Annotated in this window: 12 protein-coding genes; 6 read left to right on the top strand and 6 right to left on the bottom strand. The window is 49.7% G+C overall.

What is annotated here, in order from left to right:
* Positions 1 to 70: 70 nt before the first annotated feature.
* Positions 71 to 934 carry a sulfotransferase domain-containing protein gene (locus Q4544_RS14250; RefSeq protein ID WP_303507387.1) on the bottom strand — a complete coding sequence of 288 codons (864 nt, stop codon included), beginning with the start codon at positions 932 to 934 and terminating at the stop codon, positions 71 to 73.
* A gap of 79 nt (positions 935 to 1,013) precedes the next feature.
* Between Q4544_RS14250 and Q4544_RS14245 the strand changes: the two genes are divergently transcribed.
* Positions 1,014 to 1,865, top strand: a complete 852-nt coding sequence (locus Q4544_RS14245; RefSeq protein ID WP_303507385.1) for an FkbM family methyltransferase — start codon at positions 1,014 to 1,016, stop codon at positions 1,863 to 1,865.
* A 2-nt stretch (positions 1,866 to 1,867) separates the two neighbouring features.
* On the opposite strand, the gene Q4544_RS14240 is transcribed toward Q4544_RS14245, so the two are convergent.
* A complete protein-coding gene (locus Q4544_RS14240) occupies positions 1,868 to 4,207 on the bottom strand; it encodes a calcium-binding protein (RefSeq protein ID WP_303507383.1) in 2,340 nt (779 codons plus the stop codon).
* A 594-nt stretch (positions 4,208 to 4,801) separates the two neighbouring features.
* Between Q4544_RS14240 and Q4544_RS14235 the strand changes: the two genes are divergently transcribed.
* From Q4544_RS14235 to Q4544_RS14220, 4 genes are all read left to right on the top strand, one after another.
* Complete coding sequence (locus tag Q4544_RS14235; protein ID WP_303507381.1) at positions 4,802 to 6,115, top strand: hypothetical protein; 1,314 nt, start codon at positions 4,802 to 4,804, stop codon at positions 6,113 to 6,115.
* On the top strand, positions 6,112 to 7,368 hold the full coding sequence (locus Q4544_RS14230) for a glycosyltransferase (protein WP_303507379.1): 1,257 nt from the start codon (positions 6,112 to 6,114) through the stop codon (positions 7,366 to 7,368). Before Q4544_RS14235 ends, Q4544_RS14230 begins: the two co-directional genes overlap by 4 nt.
* Before the next feature lie 149 nt (positions 7,369 to 7,517).
* Entirely contained in the window at positions 7,518 to 8,465 is a 948-nt protein-coding gene (locus Q4544_RS14225) for a glycosyltransferase (protein ID WP_303507378.1), read from the top strand.
* A 133-nt stretch (positions 8,466 to 8,598) separates the two neighbouring features.
* On the top strand, positions 8,599 to 10,878 hold the full coding sequence (locus Q4544_RS14220) for a M10 family metallopeptidase C-terminal domain-containing protein (protein WP_303507376.1): 2,280 nt from the start codon (positions 8,599 to 8,601) through the stop codon (positions 10,876 to 10,878).
* 6 nt (positions 10,879 to 10,884) lie between these two features.
* Here Q4544_RS14220 and Q4544_RS14215 read toward each other — a convergent pair whose 3' ends face one another.
* Together Q4544_RS14215 and Q4544_RS14210 are read right to left on the bottom strand one after the other, a co-directional pair.
* Positions 10,885 to 11,547, bottom strand: coding sequence for an ABC transporter ATP-binding protein (locus Q4544_RS14215; protein ID WP_303507374.1), 663 nt, complete (start codon positions 11,545 to 11,547; stop codon positions 10,885 to 10,887).
* Positions 11,544 to 12,725 carry a sugar transporter gene (locus tag Q4544_RS14210; protein WP_303507372.1) on the bottom strand — a complete coding sequence of 394 codons (1,182 nt, stop codon included), beginning with the start codon at positions 12,723 to 12,725 and terminating at the stop codon, positions 11,544 to 11,546. Before Q4544_RS14210 ends, Q4544_RS14215 begins: the two co-directional genes overlap by 4 nt.
* Before the next feature lie 61 nt (positions 12,726 to 12,786).
* Between Q4544_RS14210 and Q4544_RS14205 the strand changes: the two genes are divergently transcribed.
* Complete coding sequence (locus Q4544_RS14205) at positions 12,787 to 13,608, top strand: ABC transporter permease (RefSeq protein WP_303507370.1); 822 nt, start codon at positions 12,787 to 12,789, stop codon at positions 13,606 to 13,608.
* Between the two features lie 230 nt (positions 13,609 to 13,838).
* On the opposite strand, the gene Q4544_RS14200 is transcribed toward Q4544_RS14205, so the two are convergent.
* Complete coding sequence (locus Q4544_RS14200) at positions 13,839 to 14,714, bottom strand: oxaloacetate decarboxylase (RefSeq protein WP_303507369.1); 876 nt, start codon at positions 14,712 to 14,714, stop codon at positions 13,839 to 13,841.
* Between the two features lie 94 nt (positions 14,715 to 14,808).
* Positions 14,809 to 15,474 (bottom strand): IclR family transcriptional regulator, encoded by a 666-nt coding sequence (locus Q4544_RS14195; protein WP_303507367.1) that lies wholly within the window; start codon positions 15,472 to 15,474, stop codon positions 14,809 to 14,811.
* Positions 15,475 to 15,526 lie beyond the last annotated feature (52 nt).

The raw sequence follows: 15,526 nt of genomic DNA, 5'->3' as shown, positions 1-15,526 counted from the left end.
TGATGGCGCGAAATCCGTTCCGTTCCATATATTTAAAGCTGGGTACTGAAAGGGCTAACTGATTAATACGCTAGATCCAACTCTTTGGTATTTGGTATCCAAGATTTGTGATTTCAGACTTTATTCGCGCAATGTCTTTTTCAAAAAGCGTTGGGAAAAATTCCGGCATCGGACGATTGGCAGATTCTGTAAAGCGCCTTTCAAGATGAGCATCCGGATAGTGGACATTTTTGACGCCAAGAAAATTCTCAATCTCTCTCAATTTGCCACGTTGATCAGCGTGCAGCTCTTCGTAGAATAGAACCATGAGATTTTCTTTTGAAATCCCGGTTTCCAGTCGTTGTAAAGCCTGCCCATACTCAGCGTTTGGCCACATGAATGGTTTCTTTACGAAGTTGAAAAACTGCTCAGGCTCCCACGTGTCCAGCGCTTGTGATTGGCCAGTGATCTCCAAGTGGAATTTCGTGTGGCTCCATAACCGCTTGATCGGATCACGTAGGGTATAAAGGACTCGCAGCGAGTCACAACTCGCCTCAATCTGCGGCCAAGCTTCTGAAGGAAGGTGAGTGTTAAGATTCGAAAAGTCGCAAGCAAAGACCTCTTTGTCACGCATTTGGAATAAATTTCGATACCAATGGTCGTCTACGACACGATCTAAATAGGCGTTAACCCAATGCAGATTTAGGCGAATACGATCTATATTAGCTGTGTTAGGGTCGAAATTCATTAAGTAACGGTCGCGTGCATTTCGAAGCCGGTTTTGCTCCGACAGATGATTGCCGTTCACATACTTATGGTAAAAGTAATGAATTTCTTTTTCCGGCGTGAAGTGAAGCGCCGGGTTCCGTTCGAGCATTGCATAAAGCCATGTCGTACCAGCTTTCATTGCGCCAACGCTTAGAAATAGATTTCCGAACATTTTGGGTTGCGTCATTGAGCGCCTCTAAAATTTTAGAATTCTTAACTTCGTTCTGTGCATCACATCAGGGTTGGATTTATGAACGGTGAAGATCGTGAACAAAATTGCATTTAATTCTCCGCTCGACCGAATTGAGCAGCAAAACCAAGATACGCTGACCGAAGCAAACGCGTTTCGCCAAAGGCTTCAAGCTGGCATTGCACAACGCAGTGACATTCCGAAATTAAAACAAAAGCATCCATACTTTGGCATTCTTCCCGTATCTGCTGCGGGCCTCGAGATTTTGATGTTACATGCGCACGATGATGTGGTGGCTTGGGAATATATTTGGAACGGCGTTGATGGATACGAAACGAAGGTGGTGCAAACTTGGGTGAATTGGTGCCGTACCTCGCCCGGCTGTGTTCTGGATATTGGGGCTTATAGCGGATTGATGTCACTGCTCGCTGCCAAGGCACATCCCAAAAACGAAGTACATTTGTTTGAACCGCTAGAGCGTGTCATCGAACGCGCCAATGTGAATGTGAAATTGAACGGCCTAACTCAACGTGTGTTCCGTCACGCTGTAGCCGCGTCTGATCACAACGGGCATGCGGAGATAACGCTGTATCGCGATGAGAACTTTCTTGGCACCGGTAGTTCGATTTATTGCAAAGAGGGAAAACAGACCTTTGGCACGAAACAGATACAAACTGTTGCGCTTGATACGTTCTTACCGGGCATCTGCCCGACAGTTGTAAAAATTGACGTGGAGGGCCATGAACTGGCCTGTTTACAGGGGCTTGAGCAAACCATTGCGCGCTCCAAACCTAAGATGTTGGTAGAAGTCTGGGAGCACACGCGTTTTCACGTATTGGCCTTACTGGATGCCTACGGCTACGAAGTGCAGCGATTTGAGGCTGTGGAATGCGGCGTGAATAATTATTCGGCCACGCCGCGCCCATGAGGCTAGAAGATAAAATCGGTTGAATCCAAATCGGATAGCGTAACTGCATTTAGCGTGATCGAGTTTCCAGCGCCCGTATCAACGATCACGTTTGTTCCGTCTTGTGTAACGTGATTTGCCATAAGGTCAGACAAGCTTGTGATTGCCGACACAGTGCTTAGGTCGATTTTCTCGTAAATATTGGTCGCCGCAAAATCAGTGATCGTGTCGTCGCCATGTCCGTCCGCAAAGATGAACCGATCTGCGTTGAAATCGCCCTGCAGTACGTCGTCACCCACACCCCCTACCAAAGTGTCAAAACCGGCTCCGGCATAAATTGTGTCATTGCCTTCATCACCCTGCAATTGATCGTTGCCCGGACCACCAAAGAACCGATCATTCCCAGTACCGCCGCGAAGGGTGTCGTTCCCTTGGCCGCCAAACAAACCGTCGTTGCCATCTCCTCCTAGACCAAGATCGTCATCAGCGCCCCCAAACAGGCGATCTAACCCGTCGTTTCCAATCAACGTATCATTTCCTGTGCGACCATATAGGTTGTCAGCCTGATGGCCCCCATCCATGTGATCGTTGCCCTCACCACCATCCAGAAAATCAAAGCCGCCTTCGCCGAAAAGGCGATCATCACCTGCTTCGCCCCAAAGCCCGTCGACGGTTAGGCTGAAATTAGAACCGGCACGAAGGACATCGTTTCCGTCGCCACCATACAACCTGTCCGGTGTGGCACCACTTAACAAGGTATCGTTACCCTCGTTGCCATGCAGAACGTCATAGCCGCTTTCACCAATCAAGAAATCATGCCCTGCGCCGCCCTCTAACAGGTCAGCGTGCTCTCCTCCATTTAGAGTGTCGTTCCCGGTGCCGCCTAGCAACGTGTCAAAGCCAACACCGCCTGACAGGTTGTCGTCGCCTCCGTTACCCAGCAGCCGGTCGTTGCCCTGTAAGCCGGTTAAGGTGTCGTTGCCCCCACCAGCCTCTAGGGTGTCGTGGCTATCTGTACCGGTCAGCACCGTATCTACCGGCGGGGCAATGCCTAGCAATGTATCAAGATCAACAATTTGATCTCTGAACTGAAAAATTTCTATGTTTTCAACAATATCAGTGCCTAACGTCGACGTTAATCGAATTTGATTATTGCTAAGCGCGGTCGCTAGCACCGTGTCGCGGTCAAGGTCGATGACCAGTGTGTCAGTGCCTGCGAGCCCATTAATAGTGTCATTGCCCACACTACCTTCGAGCGTATCATTGCCGTTCGTACCGTTTATTTGGCCGCCGGGTACGGGTGGGGCACTGCCAAGTTCAACCAGGACACGGGTTAGGGTTGGCGCGGTAATTGCGGTTATTTCCGTATCGGTGAGATAAGCGCCCGTTGTGGTTCGAATGGCGAGCGTTTCTTGCCCATAAGTCAGGGTTGTCTCCCCGTCACTACGCCGGATGCTGAGTTGTTGATCGCTATGAAAATCACCCCACATCGAGAGGTCAAGCTGATCGACGCCCACTTGAAAATCGGTAATGGAGTCATGTTGGTCGTCGGCTGTTAGCACAAAAATGTCCGCGCCGCCGCCACCTGTCATTTGGTTGCTGCCATTACCGTCACGCAGGACATCATCGCCACCTTGCCCGTTTATTGCGCCGCTTCCTGTGTGGATCAAAAGATCATCGCCACCTGTCCCATTTAACGTGCCGCTGCCTTGGCTACGCAATGCGGTAATACCGGAAATATCGAGCGTGATTTGAGTCACACCGCCTTCTTGAGCAGAGGTGACGAGAATATGGGCTGTGCCCTCAATAACTTGCACACTAAATGCAGATACATTTGCCAAAGACGCATTTGTTGTATCTTCGATACTGTCATGGTGGACCAATTGCCCGCCGGGCAAAAGCTCTAGCAGACTTAGACCGTCATCTGAGCCAGCAGCAAGCACAAAAATTCGCCCTGAAACGTCAAAGGTTTCTAGGTGGGTCACCCCGGAAAAACGCGTGTCTTGAGTGTCGACCACATGATCGGTAGCGTCCAATTGCCCGTTGTTCGCGATGGAAAGGACAGACAGGCTTGAACTACCTGCAGCCGCCACCAACAAAAAGGGGTCACCATTTAGGTTAACCGGAGTGATTACCGAAACGGATTGAATTGGTAGCAGCTCTTGCACGCCAACCGATTGGATTACCTGTGGCGTACCATTTGAATTTAAGCGATATGCGTCAATCCCATTCTGGGTACTGGATCCTGTGAAAAGATAGGTTGAATCGCCTATGTCCATTGTCGCAAGCCCAGCGAGGGCCGCGCCATATCCATCTGAAGGTCCCTCAATTTGTGTAACAAACCGCGGGGTATTCCCCTGCATTCTAAATACAGAAAATCCCGTATTATTAGGCTGAGCCATATAAAGAAAAGTCGTGCTGCCCAAATCTGTGGCCAAGGCACGGGCCGCGCTGCCAGCCCAGGCGTCTGGTGACAAATAGATGGCCTGTCCCGACTGCGCTCCCGCATTTGACGACGCAAGAATATGAGCAATATCAGCCGGTAAGATGGAACCTGAAACGCCCCCTTCAGGCAAGTTTATCCGTTGAGATGAATGGTCAGTTGTCTCGCTTAATTGAATTCGCCCGCTTCCATTGACTAAGAATTCATAACTGGAGTCTTGTCCGTAATCTGACAAAACAAACCGGTTTTGATTTGAATCATAGGTCATTTTGGCTGTTGTGCAGGGTTGGCTGAATGCTCCGCCCCTCAAAACACTTTCGATGCTAAAATATGCCACGCCCACCTCGCCGCAATCGTTTCTAGGAACACCAATATTGGGTGGGCTACAGGACCAAAGAGGTACGCCTTTATGGCGTTTTACCGACGTTTCCGTACAAGTTTTCTTAATTTTTCAATGGGACTGTTACGCATCACAGTTAGGCGCAGCGCGCCGCCTCTTGGGGATTTATCGGGTATGATGCTTTTTGAAATTCTACGTCGCGATAAATTCCAACGCTTTGTCCTGACAGTCCGGCAAGAGGGGTTGCTGAGCGGATTAAAGAAAACGTGGCGCTACCTAAGTGCGCGCTTGCAGGGACACGGGCTAAGCAGTTTACACCAAAACGGCAGCGGGCCGATTTTATCCTCTGAATATATGAATCGCGTTTGGTTAGAACTGGCTGAAAAGCAAGCGTTTCATATCTCGACCGCCCCGGCACTCTTACAAAAACGGCGTAAGATCGTACTGATTGGCGATTTAAATTTGCCGCAATGCCGAAAATATCGTGCAGAACAATTGGCTGAATTATGGGCGCTTGAAGGCGTGGAATATGGCTTCTCGCATTACGAGGACGTTCGTCGCTCAGTCGCGCTGTTGCAGGACGCGACACATGTCATATTTTACAGGCTACGGTCTACGCCAGTGACATCAATGTTGGCCTACGAAGCACGACGGCTGCGGCTGCCAATACTCTACGATCTGGATGACCCGCTGTTTTCAGTGTCCGCATATGGAACCTACCAAAATATGAACGCTTTGCCGTTGTCCCAGCGATCTCGATTTGTAAACGAAGCACCGCGCTATTTAGACGTGATAAATTCAGCTGATATAGTCTCTGTTTCGACACCGAGCCTAATTGAGCACACGAAAAAACTGACACCTAGACCAGTCCACCTACGGCGCAATTTTGCAGACCGAACGTCGCTTAAGGCAGGGGCACGAGCAATGGGGCAGGTGCAAAGGGACGATGTGTTTCGTCTATGTTTTGCGAGTGGCTCACACGGGCACGAAGTAGACTTTGCCCAGATTCAAAAGGACGTGTTTGCGTTTCTCGCAAAAGACCGCACCCGCAAGTTGATGATCCTTGGGCATTTTGACAACAAATTGCTGCCATCTGGTTTGGGCGATCAGATCGAAGTGCACCCGTTTTCCTCCTATCGAAGCTACCTTGGAACCTTAGCCGCAGCGAATGTCGCGGTGATGCCACTGGCTGATGACGCGTTTAACAGATGCAAAAGTGGCGTGCGCGTGATTGATGCCGCTTCGGTGGGTGTGCCAAGCCTTGTAGGCAATATTTCCGATATGGCGGCCCTGGTGAATGATCATGAGACCGGTAAGGTACTTGGGGCAGGGGACAGCTGGCTTGGCAATTTAGAAGCCCTTGCGTCAGATCGCGCGGGATTGCGTGCCATGGGACGAGCAGCGCGCAAGGCGCTGGAAAACAATTGGGCCGCCGGATCAAACCCGCGGATTATTGATCCTGAAATACTCGACTGGGTGCACGCATGAGCAGGCCGCATATCCTTATCGTAAACGTCTATTTTGCCCCATTCACCTACGGCGGAGCGACAATCGTCGCTGAACAGGTAGGCAAAGCGTTACACCGCGATCACGGTTATCGTGTCACAGCTATCTCGGCCATGAGCCGCGCAGACTTGGCACCCTATTCGATCTTGAAAACCGAGGTCGATGGCATCGTAAACTATCTGATCAATCTGCCGTTTGGGCGCAGTTATGCACTCGGATATTCGAATCCGAAAGTAACACAATTGATGGCTGAGCTGATGCAACAACTCGACCCAGATTTGGTACACGTGCATTGCGTGCAGGACCTTGGGGTCGGTGTGATCAGCGCCGCCAAAAACCAAGGGCGGCGCGTTATCCTATCAACACATGATTTCTGGTGGCTCTGTGAACGCCAATTCATGATCCGAATGGATGGAACTTATTGCCAACAAGATCCAATTGATGTGACGCGTTGCGCGGGATGTGTTGATAGCGTCGCAAAGGCGCGCGAGCGCCAAAATGTGCTTAAGCAAGCAGCGGCACAGGCCGATTTGCTAACCTTTCCAAGCAAGTTTGCCCATGATCTATGCACCCGGTCAGGACTTGTCGCAAAGGAAAACATAGTGTGGACCAACGGGGTTCATTTGCCAAAATCCGGGTTCTTCGAACAGCAAACAAAACGTCGTAATTCAAGCGATCGGTTAGCGTTTGGTTTTGTGGGCGGTCCGTCACAAATCAAAGGGTGGCCGATTATTCAGCAGGCATTCGAAATGCTCAAAACGGACCAAGAGATTGATGTCTTTGTCGTAGACGGCAGTTTAGATGGCTCGTGGTGGCCCGATATTTCTTTTGAGGGTCTCGCTGGAAATTGGTCGGTTGTCCCTCGGTTTTCACAAGATAAGATGGACAGTTTCTACACAAAAATTGATGTGCTGCTGTTTATGTCTCAGTGGCGCGAAACGTTTGGACTAACCATCAGAGAAGCCCTAGCGCGAGGCATTCGGATTATCCAAACCGATAGCGGCGGCACAACAGAACATGCCCGTGCTAACAAGACTCATATGCCAAAGATTGGGGATGGACCGGACCGATTGTTGGTCGAATTAGAACGCATGATAAAAGGCCGAGATGATCATCCAACACCATTACTTGTCGAAAGCTTTGCTGATCAGGCAGCGGTTTTGGCAGAATGGAATGCGCGCCATCTCAACGCGCCCTTTCTTGAAAATCCACAACTGAGAAAACTCTCATATTGATGTGCCGCCTCAGAGCGATAAGCACATTCATTCTGAAAGGGCTTTGCGTCTTCAGACTTATTTAGGGTGTTCGGTGTTTGAATAAACCTGTCCGAAAACAAACGTTCGATTGCGGTCAACACATTACTTGGCCAGCTGAGGAGTCATGAATGGTCTCTACACCACAAAATCCCGATCCTCATATTTCTATCCTGATGGCCACTTTTAACGGTGCAGCTTGGCTGCCAGAACAGTTGGCGAGTTTTCAAGATCAAAAGCACAAAAATTGGCAATTGATCGCCAGCGACGATGGTTCCAAGGACGGAACCCAACAATTGCTTACAACGTTTCTTACTCAGAATTCGGGCGTTTACCTTGAGGGGCCATGCAATGGATGTTTCGCAAACTTTCTTTCACTTTTGAAACGTGCGCCGACCTATATGCCTGCCGGCGGGTGGTTTGCATTCTCTGACCAAGATGATGTTTGGCTACCTGAACGATTGTCGCGCGGAGTAGCTGCATTGAATGCGCTTCCTGACGACAAGCCCGCGCTATATTGCAGCAGGACGTGGGTTGTTGATAACAAGTTGGGCGACCGTCGCCTGTCCGCGCCACGGCGACGTCGGCCGGGATTTCGTAACGCATTGGTCCAAAGCATTGGCGGCGGAAATACAATCTTAGTAAATGCCGCAGCAGCCAAATTATTGTGTGATTGCGCCCAAGAAATCGACCAATTTGTTAGCCACGATTGGTGGGCCTATCAGGTCATTTCTGGAGTAGGCGGTGTTATCTTACATGATGACACGCCAAGCGTTTTGTATCGCCAACATGACCATAACGTCGTTGGTGCTAATCTTGGTCCTATAGCTCAGATGAGTCGCCTCATCGCGCTTTTAAAAGGCCAGCTAAGACGTTGGAACACAACAAATATCCATACGCTACTAACCCTTGCATCCCGGTTGACCCCAGAAAACCGCAAGCGACTTACGCTATTTGTACGCGCACATGCAGGTCATCTAACTGCACGTATAAGCGCAACGCGCCGTCTAGGGATTTATCGCCAAACACGGCTTGGAACCGCTTGTATCTTTTTGTCAGCAGTATTGAATAAATTGTAGGGCAAAACCTACTTACAAAAATAGCATTCCGGCGCATCCGTTAGGACATCACCAATACCCTAACTTCTAAATTGAACATCAGAGAGGGGTCCGTTCAGGAACCCATTTCAATGTCATATTTGAGAGTCTGGTTATGCGTACCAATACATTAAACCTAGTAACAGCCGTGAATACTCTTCTAAACGGCATTCATATTCCTGGTACGGTCGCGACACCACGCAAACCTCGAGCAGAAATAGTTGAAAGCACCGATGCGGCCGGCTCTAGGTCGACCAGCGCCACGATGTCCGTCGGCGATACGTTCGATGGCACCATTAGTGGATCAAGCGATAGCGACTGGATAGCCGTTGATCTGACCGCGGGTGAATCTTACGTTTTTTCTATATGGGGCAGGGGCGGTTCTTTGGCAGGATTATCAGATACATATCTATCCCTGCATAATTCGACGGGCCGTACCGTTGCCACCAATGGCGACATAACCGAGGCCAACAACTTCTCCCAAATCAGCTTCACCGCCAACTCAAGCGGAACATATTACATCGCAGCGTCGGGCGAACATCGAGCCACGGGAAACTACACCGTTCAAGCGGCCACAAACGTATTTTCCGTTCAGCAAGTTTCTAACCAAATGACCAAATTCGGCTGGGGTATTGAAACGACACTTCAGCATGATGAGCGCGCAGGCGACCGGATGACTGTCAATTTGACGGGTTTAACATCAGCCGGACAAAAACTAGCCCTTTGGGCGCTAGAGGCATGGACATCGGTAAGCGGCCTTGTTTTCGATCAAACATCGTCAAGCGGCGCTGACTTAGTCATAGACGACTCCCAATCCGGCGCATTTGGCGGACCCAACCGATACGTCACCGCAACGGGCGAGATTCTGCAGGCCTCCGTGAATATCAGCCGCGCCTGGCTCGACTATTACGGGACAACGTTAGACAGCTATTCATTTCTAACCTACTTACACGAAATAGGTCACGCATTGGGCTTAATGCACAGTGGCAACTACAATGGTTCGGCAAGCTACGGCCGCGATAATCATTTTCTAAACGATAGCCATCAAATGACGATCATGTCGTATTTTGACATCGGCGATAACTCCTTTGTCGAAGCAACCGATTACCGCCCAGTTACGCCAATGATCGCGGATATTCACGCGATTCAATCTCTGTATGGCAACCCCAATTCCCATGTCGGTGATACGGTTTGGGGGGCCTCATCAAATGTCGGAGGTTATCTGGGAACCTTGTTTGGATATTTATATGACGGAGACACCATTGATCGCTCAATCTATCGCGGCGGTGCGGTTGGGCTAACAATTTATGATGGTGGCGGGTCTGATTTAATTGATGTCTCAACACGTAGCGAAGACCAAAACGTCGATTTGCGCGAGGGCGCTATTAGCGATGTGGCGGGACATGTTGGAAATCTGATTATTGGGATTGGGACCCAGATAGAACATCTTTCAACAGGTTCGGGAAATGACTTGCTCATCGGAAATGACGCCGCAAACCACTTAATAGGAAATGGTGGATTTGATACCCTTCAGGGCGGCAACGGGCGCGATACCCTTGATGGCGGGAGCCATGCAGATAGCATTGATGGCGGCTCCGGGAATGACCTGTTGTTGGGTGGTTCAGGATTTGACCACCTGAATGGCGGCACAGGGCACGATACCCTGCTAGGCGGCGCAACGGCTGATCGTTTGACCGGTGGCGCAGGGAACGATGTTCTGCGCGCAGGTTCTAATTTAGGAATGACCGTGGACGGGCTTTGGGGCGAGGCGGGCGATGACCGGCTCTACGGTGAGGGCGGGTTTGATTTTCTAGACGGCGGTGCGGGCGCCGATCACCTGGATGGCGGGCATCAGGCCGACAATCTTTATGGCCGCGCGGGCGATGATACTTTGGTTGGCGGAGACGGGCTTGACCGACTTTTTGGCGGGGCGGATGATGACGTTGGATTTGGCGGTGCCGGAAATGATGGGCTTTTTGGTGAGCAGGGTAATGACACACTGATCGGAAACGCCGGGAATGATCGATTTTTTGGAGGCCCCGGCAATGATCGACTTCAAGGGGATCATGGCAACGATACGCTCAATGGTGGCGCTGGCTTTGATACACTAACCGGGGGTGCTGGAAACGACATTCTCCAGGGTGACTTCAACGCTGATCGCTTTGTCTTTGCAGACGATCATGGAGACGACGTGATCACAGATTTTGCCGCAACCAATAGGTTTGAAAAAATCGACCTCAGCGGCATTTCAGAAATCACTGGATTAACCGATCTGGTGGACAATCATCTGCGGCAAGAAGGCAGTGATGTGATTATTGAAACCGGAAGCGGCAGCTCCATTACCCTGCCAAATACTGATATTGCAGATTTGGATGCCACAGATTTCTTACTATGAATCCATTTACGCCTGTGAATTCACGGTCTCTAAATGGTAGCGAATGGCTTCATCTATATCTTTGAAATAAGTCATCTTTCCATTCTCAATGACCGCTCCATGCTCACACATTTCTTTAATCATCGGAATCGAGTGAGACACGACAATCGCGGCGCGTCTGGTCATGCGGTCTCTTAAAACTCTCAGACTGTTTTCTTTGAACGCTGCGTCGCCAACAGACATGACTTCATCCACAAGATATGTGTCAAAATCAATTGCCATAGATACTCCAAATGCCAGGCGCGACCGCATCCCGGATGAATAGCTGCGCAACGGTTGATTAAATTGCAAACCAAGTCCTGCAAATCCGCGAACCGCATCAACCAACCCGTCTGTATCAACACCATAAATACGCGCGATGAACCGCACATTTTGCAACCCTGTCAAATCAGGATGAAAACTACCGGCAAAGCCAACCGGCCATGAAATGGATCCGGTAGACAATATCTTTCCACTGTCTGGCTTCATGGTCCCGGCAATCATGCGCAACAAACTGGATTTCCCAGCACCATTTCGACCCAATAACGCCACTGTCGTTTTAGAGGGAAACGTTGCCGAAATGTGATCGGCGACAGGTTTGCGCTGCCCATTTAAAACATAGAATTTGCATAGGTCGATCAACCGGATCATCGGCGGTCCCTAATGGAATAATAGATCAATGTCGCAATCGCCCAACTAAAGAAAAGACCACCCGCCAGCAAAAGGCACAAAATAAATCGCCGCGGATATTCCGCATCTTCGGCCAATGTGGGCGGGATATAAGTTGCCAAATAACGCGATTGACGCTGGGCCTCAGACAAGGCTGAATCATAATTTGCCTGCGCCGATAAATAGCTTTTCTCGGCAAACTCTTGATCCACAGCCAAAGCTTCATATTCACCCACAAGTTTCGAATATGCATCTTGTTCAGGATCAGACGCACTCCCAAGTGCTTCACGCTCTTCCGCAATTCGATCCTTTATCACGGCGACGCGACGTTCTTCTTGGGTGATCCGCGAACTCGTTGGGTGCGCCGACTGACGCAATAAATCTAGTTCGATCAAAGCATTTGCCAGTTGGGCCTGTAAGTTATTCAAAAGCTCCGTGCGCCCCGCAGCATCGGCGCGCGGGTCAACAATTTGCGTCCTTGATCGGAATTGCATCATCGCTTTCCGTGCACGCTTTAACCGCTCAACCGAAAGCGCCAATTCTTCTCGCGCATGTCGAGTGGTGTCTGTGCGGGCAATCGACGACATTTCGTTAATCAATTGCGTACTTTCGTTTACAATCGCCTGCGCGACACGTTGCGCATCTTGAGGATGAAATGCATTCACCCGCAACTCCATCAAGCCGGTGTTTCGGTCATAGAACACTTTGACCATGCGCCTCCAGTACCGCTCAATCACCTCCGAAGAGGCGGCTGGACGTAAACCGAAAATAGGATCATCCGGGTTTTGAAAAATACGCTCTAAATCCAAAGATACGTTAACATTTCGGACCATTTCACGGCTTTTGATGAAACGGAATAAGATGTCCGTATCGGACGAGCTGGAACCCGCAAACTCCGTTAACCCACCTAATAATTCAATGGCAGAACTGGTTTCTTCGGTTCGGACGGCAAAGCCAACGTATGATGCATATTGATCCTGCGCGACCGTAAACAGGTAAATCGTTGCAGCCACCAATGGCCCAAGAACCCACATCACAAAGCTTGCCATCAGCCAGATGTGCCGCCGCTTAACTGTTGCTTTAGAAGCGAGCGGCAATACCGTATTTGTTGACGCACTCGCGTCACTAATTTTTCGGATGGGTTGAATATTTGGGGCCATTTTAACCCTCTTGTTACGGTTAGTTGTTTACTAATTTTGACGAAACCATGGGTATCCAGGTTTGTTTAAATTGAAAGTGATGACATTGCAGAGCACACAATTCCTTCCGTTTAAGCCCCGTCGATTCCGTACCCTTCGAACCATTTCGGCTTTGATGCTGCGTGAAATTTCCACGACGCATGGCAAATCAGCCTTTGGTTATATTTGGGCCATTGCTGAGCCTGCCGCTGGGATTTTACTGCTAACCTTGATTTTTTCCCTCGCGCTTAAGTCCCCTCCATTAGGAACAAATTTTCCACTCTTTTATGCCTCGGGGTTGCTGCCGTTTTTGGCGTATCTTGATATGTCTGGAAAAGTGGCACAGTCCTTGCGATTCTCCCGTCCTTTACTCGCCTTTCCCGCAATTACAGTTCTTGACCCAATATTGGCCCGAACCCTTTTGAATGGGTTAACGCAGGCGTTAGTTATGGCGATTGTTTTTAGCGGAATTATTTTCGGTTTCGGTGTGGACATAACCTTGAATGCATACCGCATCGCATCTGCCTTCTTTATGGCGATGACATTGGCAATTGGGCTAGGCACATTAAACTGTTATTTATTTGTACGTTTTCCATTTTGGGAACGTATTTGGGGGATCGTAAATCGCCCGCTGTTCTTTTTGTCCGGGGTTTTCTTTACATTCGAAAGCATCCCACAGCCCTATGCAGACTATCTTTGGGCTAATCCACTCATACATCTGGTCGGCGAAATGCGCCGCGGAGTATATGTGACCTATGAAGGCGAATACATTTCGTACTTATATGTTTACGGAATTGCCGGGGCGTGTTTTGGTTTGGGCTTGCTATCGTTGCGTAGATATTATCGCACAGATTTGCACTCATGATAATTAACATAAAGTAAATTACACGAACGGCAGATCAATGAAAGAACTCAACAATTCTATGGAATCATGAGCACCTTCTAAAATTGCGTAAAACACGCGTTTGCGGTCAAAGGCGGATCATTCTTCTGACATATCAGTTATTGCTACCGATACCGCATCGCTGCACGTACCGGTAACACACCAAATAGCTCCAGCACACCTGCTGGATTTCGCATCGTTTACAACCTAGATTAGCCTTTGGAACTATAAAGCTTTTCCAATGCATCATAGTGGCCTTTGTTAACGCTCGACTGGCGCAGTTCAAAGCTTGCCAATGGGCCGTCCAAATCCATCCGGCCGTTGTCTTTCAATTGTGACAACGCGTTTTGCATACCCAACAATGCCCCTTGCAACGCAACGTTGGCGTAAAGAACCAAACCAAATCCGGCCTCGTCCAATTCTGCAAAGTCCAAAATTGGTGTCTTACCACCTACAACCAAATTCACCAGCTGCGGTGCTCCGGTCAAACGTGCTGGAATGTCTTTCATTTCTTCCACAGATTGCGGTGCTTCAACAAAGGTAATATCCGCGCCATCCTCGATAAACGCTGCGGCACGATCAATCGCCTCGTTAAATCCACGTGTTGCGCGCGCATCTGTCCGCGCCACAATCAAGAAATTCTCATCACGCCGCGCATCAACAGCTGCCTTAATCCGGCTACGCGCTTCGTCCAGATCCACCACGTCCTTACCCGCAAAATGCCCGCATTTCTTAGGGTTCACTTGGTCTTCCAACTGAATGGCACTCGCCCCTGCTGTTTCCAACATCCGTACCGTGTGATGCACATTCACAGCATTGCCAAACCCGGTATCGGCATCAACAACAAGCGGCAAGTCGGTCACGTTCCGAATGGCACTGACATGCTGCACCAGATCAGGCAACGCAATGAACCCATGATCAGGCATGCCGTAGTAAGTGTTCGTCACACCCGCGCCAGAGATATACATGGCCTCAAAGCCCAACCCATCAATAACACGCGCCGCCAAGGCATTCGCTGCACCGGGCATCAAAACGGCACCGCCTTGCGACAATCGAGACTTAAAAGCTTTGTTGATTTCTTGTGACATGGGGAGATCCTACTCTTTGCGGCTTATCCCCTGTTAGAAGCGTCACAGCCCAAAGCACAAGCGATCCCTAGCCAAATTTCACAGAAGAGAACGCCTAACCCAAATCCCGGGCTAGTTTTTCAAGCAAAGGTATCACCTTGTCTCGCGCGTCATCGTCAAAGCGACTGACCAGTCCCGAAACAGTCAATGCGCCCAACAGCTCACCAGCTTTGGAAAACACGGGGGTGGCAACAGAGGAAATATTCGGGTTTGTCTGTCCAATCGCACTCACTGTGCCGTTCTTATTGAACGCGCTCAAATCGTCCAATGTCTCGCCGGTGAAATGTCGCAAGACCATACCTGACGCCCCAGTCTTCAAGTTCAACCGCATGCCTTCTTCGACGTGAAATCGCAAAAGGTTTGGCGAATTTTCCCGATACAAACACACCCGATCATTTCCAGCACGCACATAAAAAGAAGCAGTTTCTCCTGAAAAATCAACCAACTCGCGCAATGTAGGCGCAACAGCCTCGCGGGTTGCAAAGTCTCGCCGAAAGATCAAACCCAGCCGCCAAACAGACGGCCCAACGCTATAAACCCCCTTTGTATCACGCTGAATAAAACCATAGATCGCCATCGACGTGGTCAACCTTAGGATCGTGCTCTTATGCAATCCGGTTTCATCCGCAAGCTCAGCCAAACTCATTGTCGGCTTCTGCGCGGAAAACGCCGTCAAAATTGATAAGGCGCGCTCAACGCTTTCGGTTCTTTTGGCACCCATGAAAGTTCTCTCTGGTGAAATCAGGTTCAAGCCAACTTGCGCCCTATGCCTA

The sequence above is a fragment of the Cognatishimia sp. 1_MG-2023 genome (assembly GCF_030548175.1).
GTDB lineage: Bacteria > Pseudomonadota > Alphaproteobacteria > Rhodobacterales > Rhodobacteraceae > Cognatishimia.
Note: the sequence above shows the minus strand (reverse complement) of the source record. Positions and strands in the feature narration are given on the sequence as shown.

Coding starts and splice junctions, on each gene's coding strand:
- Q4544_RS14250 (WP_303507387.1), bottom strand. CDS start 934: ATGACGCAACCCAAAATGTTCGGAAATCTATTTCTAAGCGTTGGCGCA.
- Q4544_RS14240 (WP_303507383.1), bottom strand. CDS start 4,207: ATGCAGGGGAATACCCCGCGGTTTGTTACACAAATTGAGGGACCTTCA.
- Q4544_RS14235 (WP_303507381.1), top strand. CDS start 4,802: ATGATGCTTTTTGAAATTCTACGTCGCGATAAATTCCAACGCTTTGTC.
- Q4544_RS14230 (WP_303507379.1), top strand. CDS start 6,112: ATGAGCAGGCCGCATATCCTTATCGTAAACGTCTATTTTGCCCCATTC.
- Q4544_RS14225 (WP_303507378.1), top strand. CDS start 7,518: ATGGTCTCTACACCACAAAATCCCGATCCTCATATTTCTATCCTGATG.
- Q4544_RS14220 (WP_303507376.1), top strand. CDS start 8,599: ATGCGTACCAATACATTAAACCTAGTAACAGCCGTGAATACTCTTCTA.
- Q4544_RS14215 (WP_303507374.1), bottom strand. CDS start 11,547: ATGATCCGGTTGATCGACCTATGCAAATTCTATGTTTTAAATGGGCAG.
- Q4544_RS14210 (WP_303507372.1), bottom strand. CDS start 12,725: ATGGCCCCAAATATTCAACCCATCCGAAAAATTAGTGACGCGAGTGCG.
- Q4544_RS14200 (WP_303507369.1), bottom strand. CDS start 14,714: ATGTCACAAGAAATCAACAAAGCTTTTAAGTCTCGATTGTCGCAAGGC.
- Q4544_RS14195 (WP_303507367.1), bottom strand. CDS start 15,474: ATGGGTGCCAAAAGAACCGAAAGCGTTGAGCGCGCCTTATCAATTTTG.